The sequence below is a fragment of the Kitasatospora sp. NPDC058048 genome (assembly GCF_042885555.1).
GTDB classification, from domain to species: Bacteria; Actinomycetota; Actinomycetes; order Streptomycetales; family Streptomycetaceae; genus Kitasatospora; species Kitasatospora lactacystinica.
Genome location: NZ_JBHVRT010000055.1, coordinates 1 through 16,487, shown reverse-complemented (window position 1 = coordinate 16,487; position 16,487 = coordinate 1). Strand labels below are relative to the sequence as shown.

Here is a 16,487-nt window from a genome sequence, read left to right as displayed (position 1 = left end):
GGTGCGAAAGCAGGCCGCCGTGACGGCCCGGCGGACGGTGGTCGTGCCTGCGTGACGGGCATCGTGTGGTGCCCGATCAGGCAGCACGGGCTGCCTTCACGTCTCTGGTGGCGCCTCTGCCCATCTGTTATCCAGGAGCATGTCCGCCTGCCGTGCGAGAGGGAGAGCATGCGCGTCCAGCAGAGCACACGAACCAATGACGCCGAGAACAGCCGTCCAGCGGCCGGCAAGCCGGCAAGCCGGGTCGCGCCGCCTCTCCTGGCCCTCCAGCGCAGCGTCGGCAACGCGGCGGTCGTCCAGATGCTCCACCGAGCCGGACACCCAGGGACTCGGGGACGACCCCGGCCGGGCGACGAATTCGACGGCCTGCAGGCCGAGCATGCCGTTCAGCGCTCCACCGTCCAGGATGTCCTGCGCGCCCCGGGGCGGCCGCTCGACCATGACACCCGCACCGAGATGGAAGGCCGGTTCGGCGCGGACTTCTCGGACGTCCGTGTCCATACGGACGCGGCCGCGCGGGCCTCGGCAGTGGAGGTGGGCGCCCGCGCCTACACCTCCGGCCACCATGTCGTCATCGGCGACGGCGGAGGCGACAAGCACACCCTCGCCCACGAACTCACCCACGTCATCCAGCAACGCCAAGGCCCCGTCGCCGGAAGCGACAACGGCACCGGACTGAAGGTCTCCGACCCTTCCGACCGCTTCGAGCGCGAGGCCGAAGCCAACGCCACCCGCGTCATGCAGCGGTCGGTGCTCCCACCGGCGCGGACCGAGGGCGTGGCCGGCGGAGGCATCCGCGCCGACGTACCGGTGCAGCGCGCGTCGGAGGAGGACCGTCAGGCCGCCGAGGCCCTCGCTCACGCGGCGCGCGAGCGCACCGAGCCGTGGGAGCGCGAGGAGTCCGATCCCCACGACATGGAGATCGGCGCTGGGAGGACCGGTGTCCACATCGCCGGCGTCCAGGCCCCCACGGACAAGGTGATGGGCAAGGGCGCGGAATGGTCGGCCGTCGAACTGGAGGAGAAGAAACGGCTCCTGGGCGAGGCGATGGACACCGCATTCCTCGAATGGAGCAAGCGGTACGACCCCGAGCACGTGTACATCTTCACCGCGCCGGAGTACTACTTCAGCGGCGAGGGCACCCACTTCCTGAGTGCGGAGAAGGCGGCCGGCGTGGACGACTGGCTCGCCGACCGCCTGGCGGGTCTGCCCAGCAACTACCTGGTGGTGCCGGGAACCATCGGCCGCCGGCGCGACCTCGACGAGCAGGGATCGGACCTGGCGCGCGCCGACCAGCGGAAGGGCCGGGAGCTGATCCAGGACGAGGTGGACGGCGGCAACGAGTATGCCGAGTTGTCGGCAGCGGAGCTGGAGGAGGTCTGGGAGCAGGGGCCCGCGCTCGACGGCTCGGGCAACGTGACCGTGTTCGACAACTACGCGCGTGTCTTCCAGGGCGGCCAGGGGCCGAAGACCTACACGAAGCGTTTCGAGGCGCCGAGGGAGGGAGGAGCTCCGGACCGTTCGCCGGAGGAGGTGGAGCAGGGCTTCTTCGCCATCGGGAAGGAGAACTTCGAGACCACGGTGAAGGGCGTTCAGATCCGGCTCCAAATATGCTCGGACAACGCCGCGGAGAGCCTCTGGAACGCACCGTACGAGGGTGTCCACATCCTGGTGGCGGCGCATTTCGGCGACGCGGGGGAGAGCCAGGCCAACATGCACGGGGACACCTTCGTCGTGGCCGACTCGGGACATGCTCAGCTCTTCGAGTCCGACAACCCGGTTGCGCCGGCAGAGAAGGTCAAGGACCGCCGGTACAACGCCAACATGAAGCGGAAGATGACGAGCAAGAGCGCGGAGGCGACCAGCAGCAAGGGCCCGGTCTCGCTCAACTTCTACCGCACGGCGACCCGGAAGCCCACCGCCCAGTAGCCGCCGCGCGGTGCGAGGGCCGCCGTCGCGCAGTGGGCTGAGGAACACGCTGGGGTCAGGGACGGGTCGCCGGGCGGGCCGAGGCTGGTGAAAACGATGCTCGCGGTCGGCTTCGTGGGGTCCGTTTCTGGCTGTCAGGGGCATCCGGTTGGATGAGCACGTGACTGTTCATGACGTAGCCCGCCGGCTCCCTTCCATCGCCGACCTGCGGAACCTGTGCCGCTCACTGGCGATGCTCGATGCGATCTTGAGCCCGGACTGGGAAGGCCGGTACTACTCCTTCAACGCCGGCTGGGCCGACGGCGAGGAGATGGCGTCGATGCGCAACGGGTCGGGGGACGAGTACTCCATCGTGTTCTCGGCGGCCGGGGCCTATGTCCGTGGCTTCGACCACGAAGCACCGATGAGCCCGTACGGCAACGACGGCGAGCCCTGGCCGGGAGTGATCGACGAGGTTCCGGAGGTCTTCAAGCCCTTCGTCGAGGAGCCGGCGTTCACCGACGAGGACGACGTTCCCGTCGTGACGGCCTGCCTGTGGCGGGAGGCGACGGACGACCGGTGGCGGCACGGCGTGATCGACTTCCCTGCCGAGTGTTCCGACCCCGACGGGGCGACGGGCCTGTTCGAGCTCCTGGTCGACCGTTCGCCGGAAGCGTTCCAGCGCTTCGCCGAGGACTACTACGAGGTTCCCGTGGACCTGGAAGCGGTGCGCGACGTCTACGCCTTGCGACCGCTGAGCCGGAAGCTCGTGTCAGTGCTGAACTCGGAGCTCACTCTCGTGGACCTGGCCGAGGACATCGCCGAGATCGGCTACCCGCGGCCGGTCCGGGACGTGATCCGGGCTTCATGACAGCGACGGGCCCGATAGCGACGAAGCGGTGTGAAGCGACCCCGGCGGCCGTCGGGCCGCCGGGGTCGTCGTGAACACTGCGTCGGCCTCACGCTCACGGTGTCGCGCGGGTCGCGGGGCACTCGTGCCGATGGGGCGGGGTCCCACGACGTCGAGGATCGGGCCTTCGCCGTCCGGGCCTTCGCCGTCCGGGCCTTCGTCGTCCGGGCCTTCGTCGTCCGGGACTTCGGAACCGAGGACGACGCCGGGTGCCGGGCGGCCCGCCCGTTTCAGCTTTCCGGACCGTCGAACCAGCAGCCTGCGGCCCGCTCGAACGCTTCACGATCAGGTGTGCGATCGCCTGCCCAGGCGACCACGCCGTCGGGCCGGACCAGCACGGCACCCAATCCGAGGTCGTCCTTCGCCGGACCGGCCGCGTACCGCATCCGGCTCTCCCAGCCCCTCGCCGGACCGTGCAGGCATCGGTCGGCGCTGAAGTCGAGCGTGACGCCCCGTCCGTCCCGCATCAGGTCGCCAAGCCGGATGCCGTCCTCCAGGCAGAAGTCCGGGGCGCTGCGGCCGACCAGCGGGTGCTCGCTGCCGAGGTCGTAGCGGATGGACGATCCCGATATCCGCTCGAACACGTAGGTCGTTCCGTCCCGGGTTTTGATCAGGTCGCGAATCACCCCTTGGACGGCCTGGCCGTGCGGGTCCGGCCGCATGGCCGCCACCTGTGCGCGCGACCAGTCGAGCACCGCCGACCCCACCGGATGGCGCTCGCGGCCGTAGGTGTCGAGAAGTCCGTCCGGCGCCTGTCCGTGCACGGCCGCCGCCAGCTTCCAGCCCAGGTTCAGGGCATCGCCGATGCCGGCGTTGAGTCCCTGCCCGCCCAGGGGCGAGTGGATGTGAGCGGCGTCGCCCGCGAGCAGGACGCGTCCGCGCCGGTAGGCCGTCGTCTGCATCGCCCGATCGGTGAAGGTCGATGCGAGACGGACCTCGCTCAGCGTCACGTCGGTGCCGGACACCCGGCGCAGAACCGTCTGGAGATGGTCGCGCGTCGGCTGCCGCGAGCGGTCGAACGCGCCGTCGTCGAAGTCCAGCATGGCGATGTAGTCCCCCGCGGGCTGGATGTACATGCCCGTGGGCGTCAGATGGAACCCGGGGTTCAGCTTCTCGGGGTCGGCGACGGTGGCGAGCATGATGTAGCCGGTGCACAGCGGCTCGGTCCCGACGAAGTCGAAGCCCGCGAGCCGGCGTACGGTACTGCGTCCGCCGTCGCAGCCGACCAGCCAGCGCGCCGGGTAGGCGTGTTCGCCCGCCTGCGCGATCACGCTTCCGTCGTTGTGCGCGATGGCCGAGACCGTGACGCCGCGCCTGACGTCCACGCCCAGCTCGGACGCCCGCTCGGCCAGCACCGCCTCGATGGCTTCGACGTGTGTCGGCATGCCCTCCGGTGCCGGGTCGGGCAGCCGGTACGGCAGGGCCGCGGAGTCGATCTTGGCCGGATCGAGCATCATGCCGGCGAAGTGGCCACCGCGACGAGGAACCGACGGCGCGTCCGGTCCCGGGTGCGCGCCGGGCTCATCGCCGACGCCCGATGCCTTCAGCAGCCGGTGCAGCATCCCGCGGCGGTAGAACGCCTGGACCGAGGCGGAGGACAGACCCCGGATGCCGAGCGGCAGCGCCTTGAACGGCGAGCGGGGTTCCGGCTCCCGCTCGAGCACCAGGACCGAGCAGCCCGCGAGGCCGAGCTCGCAGGCGAGGAACAGCCCCACCGGGCCGGCGCCCACGATCACTACGTCATGCACAAGAGATCCCCTTCCCCTGAGTCCACGGCCGGATCGGTACCCGGCGGGACCTCTCGAAGGTCCCAGAGCCCACCTGCATCCGACCGGCGCATCACCGGCAGGCCGCTGACACCCGACCGGCAGCCTCCGGGCACGCCGCCCTCCCCGCGCCCCCGGTCCGTGCCAGGTCCCGGGGTTCGCGCGGCGGGGCCCGGTCTCAGCGGAACGCGGCGGCCTTGCGGGCGGCCCACTCGGCGAAGGGCCGAGGGGCGCGGCTGAGGACCCGCCGGATGTCCGGGCTGATGCGCAGGATCGGTGGCACGCAGGCGGCGGCGATGCCCGCGTCGATCCAGAACAGTCCTTGCCGGCCGGTGCTGTCGACGAGCGCGATCAGCACGCAGGAGGCCACGATCAGCAGTAGTCCGCCGAGGAAGACGCGGCGCCGTCCGAAGGCTGGCCGTGGTCGGCAGCGTAATAGCGCAGGAAGAGCGCTTCGGCGTGGGCCATCCGCTCGATTTCCGACGGTTCGACACTCTCGTTCGGCGCGTGGATCAGGCAGCGGGGCTCCTCGACGCCCATCAGGATCAGTTCAGCGTCGGGGAATGTGCCGGCGAGGACGTTGCACAGCGGGATCGAGCCGCCCTGGCCGAGGAAGGAGACCGGTTTGCCGTAGGCGTCCCGCACCGCACGGTCGAGAGCGGCGTAAGCCGGGCCGTCCGTGGAGGCACGGAACGCCGAGCCGGTGCCCTCCCGTTCCACCTCGACCCTCGCACCCCACGGTGCCGCTGCCCGGAGGTGAGCGGCCAGCGCGTCGGCCGCGGCAGCGGCGTCCGTGCCGGGCGGCACACGCAGGCTGACCCGGGCCCTGGCCGTGGCGGGGACGGCGGCGGCGGAGCCGACCACCGGCGGGCAGTCGATGCCGAGGACGGTGACGGCCGGGCGCGCCCACAGCCGGTCCGCGACGCTTCCGGAGCCGAGCAGCCCGACCCCGTCCAGCACCCCGGCGTCCGCGCGGAACTGTTGCTCGTCGTAGCCGATCCCCGGCCAGATGCCGTCGTTGTCCAGGCCGTTGACACGGGTGGTGCCGTCGGTGTCGCGCAGGGAGTCCAGCATGCGGATCAGCGCGGCCAGGGCGTCCGGGGCGGGGCCGCCGAACATGCCGGAGTGCAGGTCCCCGGCCAGCGTGGAGACGGTCACGACGACGTTGGCCAGGCCGCGCAGCACGGTCGTCGCGGTGGGGATTCCCACGGCCGCGTTGCCGGTGTCGCAGATGAGCAGCGCGTCCGCCCGCAACTCGTCGGCGTGGTCGGGGACGTAGGCCTCCAGCCCGCCGGTGCCCTGCTCCTCGGAGCCTTCGACCACCAGCTTCAGGCCCACCGGGATGTCGTCGCCCAGTGCGCGCAGAGCCGTGAGGTGCATGACGATGTTGCCCTTGCAGTCGGCCGTGCCGCGCCCGTACCAGCGGCCGTCGCGCTCGGTGAGCTCGAACGGAGGGGACTGCCAGGCGGAGTCGTCGAGGGGCGGCTGCACGTCGTAGTGGCTGTAGAGCAGCACGGTGGGGGCTCCGGGCGGGGCCGGCCGGTGGCCGAGCACCGCGTGGCTGCCGTCCGGGGTCGCCGCGAGCCTGACGTCCTCCAGTCCTGCCTCGGCGAAGGCCGCGGCGACCCATTCGGCGGCGCGCAGGCAGTGCTCGGGCGGGAACTGGCGGGCGTCCGCGACCGAGGGGATCCGGACCAGCTCGGCGAGGTCGGCCTTCGCCCGGGGCATGAGTGCGGCCACCCGGTCGGCGAGGTCGTCGATCGGGTCGTTCGCCGGTCCGGGCTCAGTCATTGATCACGTCCGCGGTCTTGAGGCTGTTGATCTTCTTCTGGTAGTCGTCCAGCCTGTCCGGGCAGTACACCTTGATCACCTCGGCGCCGGCCTCGAGGATCCGCTGGTCGGCGATGATCGGGCGCTGTCCGGGGCCGCCTGCTCCATTGGAGAGCTGGACCAGCCAGAGGGCGCGTTTGAGTGCCGAGTTGGGGTCGTCGCAGACGGTGCCTCCGCCGGTGCCGAGGGTGAGGGCGAGGTTCTCGACATTCTGGGGAGGGAAGCCCTGGGCGACGAGGGCGTCGTTCAGCTGGTTGGCTTTCCGGTGCGCCTCGTTGGTGGCCCGCTGCTGGGTGTACGTGAACAGTCCGATGATCATCATGGCGACCAGCACCACGATCGCGCCGATGTAGATCCAGCGGTGCTGGGACCGCATCAGGGTGGGGCTCACGCGGTGCCTCCGTCCACGGGAACGGCGTCCGCGTCGGGCTGGCGCCAACCGGGTTTGCGTGCCTTCAGGAAGCCGAAGGGGATGACCACTCCGAGGAGCAGCAGGCCGCCGCCGACGATGGCGACGTACGACCAGCCGCTGCCGCCGCTGAACTGGGAGGACGGGATGAAGCCGATCACCATGGCCAGCGCGGAGGCGACGAAACCGACCACGCAGAGCGTGGTGAGCACCGGCGCACGGTACCCGCGGGGATGGTCCGGCAGCTTGCGGCGCAGTTGGATGGCGGCCAGGAACATCAGCAGATACATGATCAGGTAGACCTGGGTGGTGATCACCGAGAAGATCCAGTAGACACTGGACACGTTCGGGATCAGTGCGTACAGCAGGGCGATCACCGTGGTGAGCAGGCCCTGGGTGACCAGGATGTTCTGCTGGATGCCGTGCTTGTTGAGCTTCTGCAGGTAGGGCGGGAGGTAGCCCTCCTGGCGGGAGATCAGCAGCAGGCCCTTGGAGGGGCCGGCCAGCCAGGTGAGCATTCCGCCGAGCGAGGCGGCGCAGAGCGCGAACGCGACGATCGGGACCAGCCAGCCGATGTGGAAGTACTGGAAGAAGGCGTCAAAGGCCTGCATGACTCCGGCGGTGAGGCTGAGTTGGTCGGCCGGGATGACCCAACTGATGGCCAGGGCCGGCAGGATGAAGATCAGCAGCACCATGCCCATGGCCAGGAACATCGACTTCGGGAACTCCTTGGCCGGGTCGCGGAGCTTGTTGACGTGGACCGCGTTCATCTCCATGCCGGAGTAGCTGAGGAAGTTGTTCACGATGAGCACCAGGCTGGCGATGCCGGTCCACTCGGGGAGGATGTGCGAGGCGTTCATCGGTGCGGCGGAGGCGTTGCCCTGGCCGAGGAAGACGAACCCCAGCAGGACCAGCAACGTGCCGGGGATCAGCGTGCCGATGATCAGGCCGCCGGAGGCCAGCCCCGCGACGGCGTTCGTGCCGCGGGAGGACACCCAGACGCCGGTCCAGTACAGCACCACGATGACGATCGCGGTGTAGACGCCGTTGCTGGCCAGCGCCGGGTTGATCACGTAGGAGATCGTGCTGGCGACAAAGGCCAGCAGGCTGGGGTAGTAGAAGATCGTCATGGCGAACTGGCACCAGACGGCGAGGAAGGCCAGTGGCTTCGACAGCCCCTGCGCCACCCAGTTGTAGACACCGCCGCTCCAGCCGGAGGCCAGCTCGGCCGACACCAGCGCGGTGGGCAGCAGGAACACGATGGCCGGCACCAGGTACAGGAAGACACAGGCGAGGCCGTACACCGCCATGGTGGGCGAGGCACGCAGGCTCGCGACGGAGCTGGTCGTCATCAGCGCCAGCGTCAACCAGGTGATCTTCTGCGATCCGGCCGCTGCCCGAGCAGCGTCCGCAGCCCGGGCGCTGCTCGATCGCTCGGCATCGTCCGCCGGCACCTCCGAACTGCTCATCGGAACCTCCTGCGCTGGGATCGGCTGTGAGCTGACACCTCACACAGAAGGATCGCCACGATGCACGCCGTCGGCATGCCGGAATGGACCGTCCGAAGCGCCGGGCACGCCGCAGGAGCCCGGACCACTCTCGGACGACACGGACGGGCGGGGCGACGCGTTCGAGAGCGCCGCCGTCCGAGGCAGTGGGGAAACCGGTAGGGGAGGCGCTTTGAGAGCGGTGGCCCAGTAGGAGCAGGAGCAGGCGGCCGGATGGACGGCGGTGAGCCGAAGGACTCGCACGATCCGGACGAGGTTCCGCGCGGCGACGCCGGGCCGTGGACCGGGCGCAGGATTGAGCAATTTCGGTGGGTGGTGGAGCGGAGCCGCTCGCGGCCCGCGCTGCCGCCGGGCTGATCGCCCCACCACCGGGCCCTGGTGTGATGCCTACTGGGGGGTGCCCTTGATGTTGGGCTGGGTCTTCTGGTTGTAGATCTCCTTGCCGTCCGCGTTGTAGGCGTGGACGTAGGGGGCCGGGGGGAAGGTGTTCGCGTTGGGGTTGGTGGAGACGGCCGCGGTGTAGGCGAACGCGCCGCCGGCCATGACGGCCGGGTACTGGGTCGGGTCGTCGCCGTAGCTGATGGTGACCTTGGCGACGTCGGGCGTGTAGTGTCCGGCGCCCAGCGAGAGGAACTGCCCGGCGCCGGTCGGCGTGCTGAAGCTGTCGAAGAACGAGATCAGGTGACCGGTGCCCCACAGGCGGTCGTTGATGAACGTCGCCGGGGAGGACATGCTGTTGCCCTGGAGGCCCTTCGACTCGCACTGCACGTACTGGCCGGCGGAGTTGACGGCGACGACCACGCCGTCGGTGTCCGGCGAGGCGACGGGAGCGCGGACCGCGATCACCGCGTGGTACTGCGACGCGTCGGAGCCCAGGCAGGAGGCCAGGATCTCCGCGACGGCCCCGGCCTCGATCGGGGTCGTCGTCGTGCTGGTGACGGTGAAAGCCGCCGGGGCGGCAGTCGCACCGGTGACGGCCGAGCCGCTGCCGGGGGCCACCGAGGCGCCGGCCGAGCCGGCGTCGGAGGCCGTGGCGGTGGGCGCACCGGAGGGCTTGTCGTGGGCCGTGGGGGTGGCGGTGGGCGTGGAGGTGCCGGTCGCGGCGGTGGCCATTCCCCCTGCGGTCGCGATGGCTGCGGCGGTGACGGTGGCGGCGATGAGCATGATCGGGCGGATGCGCATGAATCCGTGTCCTTTCCTGCGGGCGTCCGGTTGATGCCAGCACCCCTGTACGCCTCCCGACGCCCGGCAGGTCGCACCCCGCGCACGTGATCCAGGTCATAGGTCGTGGGCGCAACGCCGGGGCGGGGCTCGTGCGTACAGGGCGGGAGGCTCAGCCCAGGACGCACGGATCCGCCGCCGCGGCCGAGGAGTGCTTCCTCGCGCGCCGCCTGTGCCGCGAGCCGACGGACAGCCCCGGAAGAGAGGCCCTTGATGACGCCACAGGAGTTCGACGCGTTCTACGCGGCGTCCTTCTCCCGCCTGACCGGGCAGCTCTACGCGATCACCGGCAACTGGTCCGAAGCACAGGACGTGGTCCAGGAGGCGTTCATCCGCGCGTGGGACCGACGGCGCACCTTCGACCCGGGCAACGCCCCGGAGGCATGGATCCGGACCACGGCCCGGCGGCTGGCCCTCTCCCGCTGGCGACGTCTGGCCCGGGGCCTGCACTTGGCCGGACGCCACCACCGCCAGGAACCAGCCACCGTCGAGCCGCCCACCGAGGAGCACCTGATGCTGGTCGCCGCGCTCCGCGACCTGCCCGAGGCGCAGCGGATCGCCCTGGTCCTGCACCACATGTGCGATCTCTCCGTCGAGCAGGTCGCGGTCGAGACCGGCGCCGGCGTGAGCGCCGTCAAGAGCCGCCTCGCCCGCGGCCGGGCCGCGCTCGCGGCCAGACTCGCCGACCAGACCCCGACCAGCGAGGAAGGGAAGCTCCGTGTCTGACCCCGTCCACGACACCCTCGCCGACCGGCTGCGGCTGCTCGGCACGCAGATGCCCGCACCGGCCCTGCCCGCTGCGGAGATCCGCCGACGCGCCGACCGGCGCCGCCACCGCCGCCACCTCCGACGCGCCCTGGGCGCGACCGCTGCCTGCGCCGCGGCAACCCTGTGCCTGGCTCTCCCGTCCGTGCCGCACTCACCGGGACCGCAGCAAGGAGCAGTTGCCACAGAGACCCCTTCCGTGCCGGCTTCCCCCCACCCTCCGGCGGCTTTCACGGTCACCAGCACGACGACGGCCCCGATCGAGGCCGGGGCCGTCGCGGAGATCCTGGCCTCCTGTCTGGGCTCCGACGCGTCGCAGTACCACGCGGTGATCGCGGTCCGCGCTCCCGTCGCCTCGCCGGACACCGACGGCGTGGTCGTCGCCGTCAACTCCGCCGGCCAGTACGTGCAGTGCGAGTCGAAGGGCCTCCAGGGCAACAGCATGTCCTCCCCGGCGACGTTCATCAACGACCGCCTGTGGGGCACCGGTCACCTGATCTCGTTCTTCGACAGCTTCAGCACGCCGACCGGCGCCGGGCAGTTCCTCTCGCTGGGCGCCGGACACTACACACCCGACGTCGCCAAGGTCACCATCAGCTACGGCGACGACCCGACCCAGTACCCGGCCGTCATGGCCGGCGGCGCGTTCGCCTACACCGCGGCCGTCTCCACCGACCCCGACGGAAACTCCTTCCCCCCGGCCCCCTACGTCCACGCCTACAACGCGGACGGCAAGGAGATCTACAACCAGAAGACCCAGCCCACCGTCAAGAGCGCCCTCCGGTAGGCGTCACACCGGACGCCCGGTGGTGGGGCCGTCGCCGGCTGGGGTCTGTTTTCCCCCGCATTACCCGCCTTCTGACGGTGTATTACCTCGACATTACGTCTATGACGAAGCATTCCGGCCAACTTGTCGCCGCACGGGTGACGTGTTTCCAACAAAGATGGCACTGTACCGTCCCATCGCTGCAGCGGCCCTTGCAGTCGCACGCGCACCACCCGCTGCGGTGATCACGTGGAGGTTGTCCCCCACTCGAACCACCAGCTCTACCGGGCGGCACCATCCCTGCCCTCCCGGCTGACTCCGGCCGCACCCACGCGGTCGTCGCAGAAGGAGTTCAGTGTGAATCGATCCTCCCGAAAGACCACCGGCGCGGGCGCGTTGACAGTCGGCGCCGCGATGATCGTGGCTGCTCTGACATCCGGTGTCGCCATCGCCGACGAGACCCCCGCCCAGGCCCCCGCCGAGGTCCGGGCCGCTGCCGGCGCGCTGCCGGTGCAGCTGTCGCCGGAGCAGCGCGGTGAGTTGCTGGCCTCGGCGGACGCGTCGCTGGCGGAGACCGCCAGGTCGCTGAAGCTGGGGTCGAAGGAGGCGCTGGTCGCCAGGGGCGTCACCAAGGACGCCGACGGCAGCGTGCACACCCGCTACGAGCGGACCTTCGACGGACTGCCGGTGCTCGGCGGCGACCTGGTCGTCCACACCGCCTCGGACGGCTCCACGAAGGGCGTCACCAAGGCCACCGAGGCGGACATCGCCGTCGACACCACCGCCAAGGAGAGCGCCGAGGCGGCGAAGGGCCTCGCGCTCGACAGCGCCGGCAGCGCGAAGGTCGCGGAGCCGGCGGCCGACAGCGCCCGCAAGGTGGTCTGGGCCGCGTCCGGCACCCCGCGCCTCGCGTGGGAGACGGTGGTCACCGGCACGCAGGAGGACGGCACGCCGTCCGAGCTGCACGTCATCACCGACGCCAACTCCGGCAAGAAGATCTTCGAGTACCAGGGCATCGAGACCGGCGTCGGCAACAGCAAGTACTCGGGCCAGGTCACCATCGGCACCTCGGCTGCGGCCGGCGGCGGCTTCGCGCTGACCGACAACACCCGCGGCGGCCACAGCACCTACGACCTGAACGGCACCAGCTCCACCAGGAAGCTGTTCACCAATCCGACCGACACCTGGGGCGACGGCACCGTCTCCAACCGGCAGACCGCCGCCGTGGACGCCGCCTACGGCGCCCAACTCACCTGGGACTACTACAAGAACGTCCACGGCCGCAACGGCATCAAGGACGACGGCGTCGGCGCCTACACCCGGGTCCACTACGGCAACAACTACGTCAACGCGTTCTGGTCCGACAGCTGCTTCTGCATGACCTACGGCGACGGCGCGGGCAACGTCAAGCCGCTGACCTCCATCGACGTCGGCGCCCACGAGATGACCCACGGCGTCACCTCCGCCACCGCGAACCTGGTCTACAGCGGCGAGTCCGGCGGCCTGAACGAGGCCACCTCGGACATCATGGCCGCCGCCATCGAGTTCTGGGCCGACAACCCGGAGGACAAGGGCGACTACCTGGTCGGCGAGAAGATCGACATCAGGGGCAACGGCAGCCCGCTGCGCTACATGGACAAGCCCTCCAAGGACGGTCGCTCCAGGGACTCCTGGTCGTCCGACCTCGGCTCCATCGACGTGCACTACTCCTCCGGCCCGGCCAACCACTGGTTCTACCTGGCCTCCGAGGGCAGCGGCAGCAAGACCGTCAACGGCGTGGCCTACGACTCCCCGACCTCCGACGGCCTGCCGGTGACCGGCATCGGCCGGGACGCGGCCGCCAAGATCTGGTACCGGGCGCTGACCACCTACATGACCTCGTCGACCAACTACGCGGCGGCCCGCACCGCCACCCTGCAGGCCGCCGCCGACCTGTACGGGCCGACCAGCGCGACCTACATGAACACCGCCAACGCCTGGGCGGCCATCAACGTCGGCCCGCGCGTCGTCGACGGCCTCCTGCTGGACCCCGTCGCCAGCCAGATCACCGCGATCGGCGCCCCCGCCGATCTCCAGATCAAGGCCGCCAACTTCAACCCCGGCATCGTCACCTACCACGCGACCGGCCTCCCCGAGGGCCTGACGCTCCACCCGGTCACCGGCCGCGTCACCGGCGTCCCGGCCCTCACCGGCACCTACACGGTCACCGTCACCGCCAAGGCCTCCCACCACAGCAGCCTCGCGACGACGTTCACCTGGAAGGTCTCCCGGGGCATCTTCGCGAACACCACCCCTGTGCAGATTCCGGACGGGGGCCCTGCGATCTTCTCGGACATCGTCATCGACCGGATCCCGGGCCAGGCGCCGAGCGACCTCAAGGTGGGCGTGGACATCAAGCACACCTGGCGCGGTGACCTGGTCGTCGACCTGGTCGGCCCGGACGGCACGGTGTACTCGCTGAAGAAGAGCAACGTCGGCGACTCGGGCGACAACGTCATCGAGACCTACACGGTCGACGCCTCCGCCCAGCTCGCCAACGGCACCTGGCGGCTCCGGGTGCAGGACATGTACCGCACCGACTCGGGCCGCATCGACGGTTGGAAGCTCATCTTCTGACCGTGTCCGTACCGAGCACCGGGCACTGAGCACCGGGCACTGAGCGCTGAGCTCTGAGGTGATCCGGTCGGCGAAGGCACTGACTTCGCCGACCGGATCACCTCTTGGCCGTGCGGCACGGGCCGTCGCCGGGCTCCGGACCACCCCGGCCGGAACCGGCTCCGCCGCCGCCCACGGTTCGAACGCGCTGAATATTTTCGCAAGATGTTTCTGTTATCGCCGGTCGTCCCTCGTGCTCTCCGGAGTGTCGGAAGGCCCGGACCCCCACACCACAGGGTCCGGGTCATCGCACGAGGAAAGGAACGCGATGGGACACCGGAGCACCGAGCTTCGCCGGCGCAAGCGCCGCAGGCTCACCCGCAGGAGCGCCCTGGTCGCCGCGGCGGTGGCGGCAGGGCTGCTGGCGGGAACGCTCGGCATCCGCACCGCGCTGGAGCCGGCGGCCCTGAACGGCGCCGTCACGGCCGCGGCCGACGGGGTCGACGGTTCGGGGACGCAGGCCGGGCTGGTCGGCTACGACGGCGGACCGGGGGAGACCGGCACCGCCGAGGGGGCCACCCAGGCGCCCGCCCCGAAGCGGGACCAGAAGGCCGCGCCGCTCAAGGCGATACCCAAGGACGAGCCCGAACGCGGCCTGGTCTACGCCGGATTGAGCCTGCCGGGCAGCGACCGCTGCGGTGGCACGCTGGAGGTCACCGGCAGCACCCAGTGCAGCCACGGCCCGGACGTGCCGCCCAAGGGCGTGGACATCCGCCAGGACGTCCCGCCGGTCGCGGCCCCGGTCGCTCGGACGCCCGCGCTCACCGCCGCGGCCGGAGCCCAGGTACCCGCCGCCGCCGACCTGCTGAAGGGCTCCGCGCCCGTCCTGGACGCCACGCAGAAGGCACTGCTCGGCGGCGCCGGCACCGCCGCGGACGCCGCCCCGGCCGGAGCGGACGCGCCCGCCGGGTCGAAGCTGGTCTGCGAGGGCGATGGCAGCAGCGGCAACCGCGTCCAGGTGGTGTACGTCCACAGCCCGGGCAACGACCGCTTCGCCCAGTACCTCGGCTCGTTCAAGAAGTGGGCCGCCGACGTCGACGTCATCTACAACGCCAGCGCCGCGGAGACCGGCGGCGAACGGCACGTCCGCTTCGTCACCGAGTCCGACTGCAGCGCCTCGGTGCTGAACGTGCAGATCTCCGACGCCGAGATCCAGGACTTCAACGCGAGCAACCGGGCCCTCACCGCGCAGGGGTTCAACCGCAAGGACCGCAAGTACATGATGTTCACCGACGCCAAGGTGTACTGCGGGATCGGCACCTTCGCCGGCGACGAGCGCCCCGGCCAGGACAACCTGAGCAACTTCGGTCCCTCGTACGGCCGGACCGACTCCGGGTGCTGGGGCGGCAGCACCGCCGCCCATGAACTCGGCCACAACCTGGGCGCGGTGAACAACAGCGCGCCCAACTCCAGCAAGGCCGGGCACTGTGTCGACGAGTGGGACGTGATGTGCTACTCGGACGCCCCCGACTACCCGCAGATGCGGACCGTCTGCCCGGACCGCGCCCATGACGACCGGCTCGACTGCAACCACGACGACTACTACAACACCTCACCGTCGCCGGGCAGTTACCTCACCACGCACTGGAACGTCGCCAACAACCGCTTCCTCGTCGCCGGTGGCGGCAGCGGCCCCACCCCGACGCCTACTCCGACGCCCACCCCGACTCCGACCGGCACGCCGACCCGCACGCCCTCGCCGTCCCCGACGCCCACCGGCAGCACCACCCCCACGCCGACCGGCTCCCCGTCGCCGACCGCGACCCCGACCGCGACACCGACTGCGACCCCCACTCCGACCGCGACCCCCACGGCGGGCAACACCGGCCCCGCGGTGGCCGTCAGCCAGGTCACCCAGAACTCCGCCGTGCTCAGCTGGACCGCCGTACCCGCCGCGGCCGGCTACGACGTGCTGCTGAACGGCCAGGCGATCGGCACCGTCCGCTCGACGGTGGTCGGCGTGGTCCGCCTCGCCCCCGGCACCTCGTACACCGTGGCCGTGGCCGTCCGCGACGCCGCCGGAGCGGTCGGCAAGCCCGGTCGCACCGCCACCTTCCGCACGGTCACCGACACCGGCCGCCCGCAGCCGGGCACGCGCTACACGATGGTCAACGGACTGACCGGGCAGGCCGCCGACCTGTGGGGCAGCTCGATGAACGACGGGACCGTGGCCATCGCCTACCAGCGCACCGGCTACGCCAACCAGAAGTGGCAGTTCGAGGACGCCGGGAAGGGCGCGGTGCGGATCAAGTCCGCGCGCTCCGGCAAGTGCCTGCAGCTCGGCGGCGCCCCGGTGGCCGGTCAGTACGTCGCCCAGCAGCCGTGCTCCGACACGGCCGCGCAGAAGTGGCAGCTCAACGCCGTCGAGGGCGGGTTCACCGTCACCGCGGACGGCGGCTCGCTCGTGCTGGGGCTCAGCACTCGCTGGTACTACGGCGGTTGCCTGCTGGAGCTGCAGCAGGCGAACGGCCGGCCGCAGCAGAACTGGTCGCTCCTGAAGACCACGTAAGCAGGCACCTCCGACCGACCGCGGGCCGCGCGCCCGAGGATCGTGGCCCGGCAGCCCGGCAGCCCGGCAGCCCGGCAGCCCGGTGCCACGGTCCCGTACGTCGCCCGACCCGCGCGCCGGGCGACCCGCGCGCCGGGCGCGGCCACCCGTGCCGGGGCGGCCGCGCCCCGCGCCGCCCCCGTTTCCCGTACCCGTCCTCCCACACCGCCCCGAGGGACACCCGCCATGCGCACCCGCCCG

At 71.0% G+C, this 16,487-nt stretch carries 12 protein-coding genes; 6 read left to right on the top strand and 6 right to left on the bottom strand.

Annotated features, from left to right (window positions below; translation table 11 throughout):
- Positions 1-168: 168 nt before the first annotated feature.
- Positions 169-1,929, top strand: a complete 1,761-nt coding sequence (locus ACFVVA_RS37795) for a DUF4157 domain-containing protein (protein ID WP_387695272.1) — start codon at positions 169-171, stop codon at positions 1,927-1,929.
- A gap of 160 nt (positions 1,930-2,089) precedes the next feature.
- Complete coding sequence (locus tag ACFVVA_RS37790; RefSeq protein ID WP_387695236.1) at positions 2,090-2,779, top strand: hypothetical protein; 690 nt, start codon at positions 2,090-2,092, stop codon at positions 2,777-2,779.
- A 269-nt stretch (positions 2,780-3,048) separates the two neighbouring features.
- Here ACFVVA_RS37790 and ACFVVA_RS37785 read toward each other — a convergent pair whose 3' ends face one another.
- From ACFVVA_RS37785 to ACFVVA_RS37760, 6 genes are all read right to left on the bottom strand, one after another.
- Entirely contained in the window at positions 3,049-4,566 is a 1,518-nt protein-coding gene (locus tag ACFVVA_RS37785; protein ID WP_387695235.1) for an FAD-dependent monooxygenase, read from the bottom strand.
- A gap of 196 nt (positions 4,567-4,762) precedes the next feature.
- Complete coding sequence (locus ACFVVA_RS37780) at positions 4,763-4,954, bottom strand: hypothetical protein (protein WP_387695234.1); 192 nt, start codon at positions 4,952-4,954, stop codon at positions 4,763-4,765.
- A 2-nt stretch (positions 4,955-4,956) separates the two neighbouring features.
- Positions 4,957-6,375, bottom strand: coding sequence for a dipeptidase (locus tag ACFVVA_RS37775; protein ID WP_387695233.1), 1,419 nt, complete (start codon positions 6,373-6,375; stop codon positions 4,957-4,959).
- Entirely contained in the window at positions 6,368-6,805 is a 438-nt protein-coding gene (locus tag ACFVVA_RS37770) for a hypothetical protein (protein WP_387695232.1), read from the bottom strand. The genes ACFVVA_RS37775 and ACFVVA_RS37770 overlap by 8 nt, the downstream gene beginning before the upstream one ends.
- Entirely contained in the window at positions 6,802-8,292 is a 1,491-nt protein-coding gene (locus tag ACFVVA_RS37765; RefSeq protein WP_387695231.1) for an APC family permease, read from the bottom strand. Before ACFVVA_RS37765 ends, ACFVVA_RS37770 begins: the two co-directional genes overlap by 4 nt.
- A gap of 426 nt (positions 8,293-8,718) precedes the next feature.
- On the bottom strand, positions 8,719-9,513 hold the full coding sequence (locus tag ACFVVA_RS37760) for a hypothetical protein (protein WP_387695230.1): 795 nt from the start codon (positions 9,511-9,513) through the stop codon (positions 8,719-8,721).
- A 252-nt stretch (positions 9,514-9,765) separates the two neighbouring features.
- Between ACFVVA_RS37760 and ACFVVA_RS37755 the strand changes: the two genes are divergently transcribed.
- The 4 genes from ACFVVA_RS37755 to ACFVVA_RS37740 all read left to right on the top strand — a co-directional run bounded on the left by ACFVVA_RS37755 (position 9,766) and on the right by ACFVVA_RS37740 (position 16,247).
- The gene (locus ACFVVA_RS37755) at positions 9,766-10,278 is read left to right on the top strand and encodes a SigE family RNA polymerase sigma factor (RefSeq protein ID WP_387695229.1); all 513 of its coding nucleotides are present in this window, start codon (positions 9,766-9,768) and stop codon (positions 10,276-10,278) included.
- Complete coding sequence (locus tag ACFVVA_RS37750; protein WP_387695228.1) at positions 10,271-11,104, top strand: hypothetical protein; 834 nt, start codon at positions 10,271-10,273, stop codon at positions 11,102-11,104. The genes ACFVVA_RS37755 and ACFVVA_RS37750 overlap by 8 nt, the downstream gene beginning before the upstream one ends.
- Before the next feature lie 393 nt (positions 11,105-11,497).
- Positions 11,498-13,699: a M4 family metallopeptidase gene (locus tag ACFVVA_RS37745; RefSeq protein ID WP_387695271.1), complete on the top strand. Its 2,202-nt coding sequence runs from the start codon at positions 11,498-11,500 to the stop codon at positions 13,697-13,699.
- A gap of 307 nt (positions 13,700-14,006) precedes the next feature.
- Entirely contained in the window at positions 14,007-16,247 is a 2,241-nt protein-coding gene (locus tag ACFVVA_RS37740; protein WP_387695227.1) for an RICIN domain-containing protein, read from the top strand.
- The last annotated feature ends 240 nt before the right edge of the window (positions 16,248-16,487 follow it).

Excerpts from the sequence above, each read along its gene's own strand:
- ACFVVA_RS37795 (WP_387695272.1), top strand. The coding sequence starts at position 169 with ATGCGCGTCCAGCAGAGCACACGAACCAATGACGCCGAGAACAGCCGT.
- ACFVVA_RS37775 (WP_387695233.1), bottom strand. The coding sequence starts at position 6,375 with ATGACTGAGCCCGGACCGGCGAACGACCCGATCGACGACCTCGCCGAC.
- ACFVVA_RS37765 (WP_387695231.1), bottom strand. The coding sequence starts at position 8,292 with ATGAGCAGTTCGGAGGTGCCGGCGGACGATGCCGAGCGATCGAGCAGC.
- ACFVVA_RS37760 (WP_387695230.1), bottom strand. The coding sequence starts at position 9,513 with ATGCGCATCCGCCCGATCATGCTCATCGCCGCCACCGTCACCGCCGCA.
- ACFVVA_RS37755 (WP_387695229.1), top strand. The coding sequence starts at position 9,766 with ATGACGCCACAGGAGTTCGACGCGTTCTACGCGGCGTCCTTCTCCCGC.
- ACFVVA_RS37745 (WP_387695271.1), top strand. The coding sequence starts at position 11,498 with ATGATCGTGGCTGCTCTGACATCCGGTGTCGCCATCGCCGACGAGACC.
- ACFVVA_RS37740 (WP_387695227.1), top strand. The coding sequence starts at position 14,007 with ATGGGACACCGGAGCACCGAGCTTCGCCGGCGCAAGCGCCGCAGGCTC.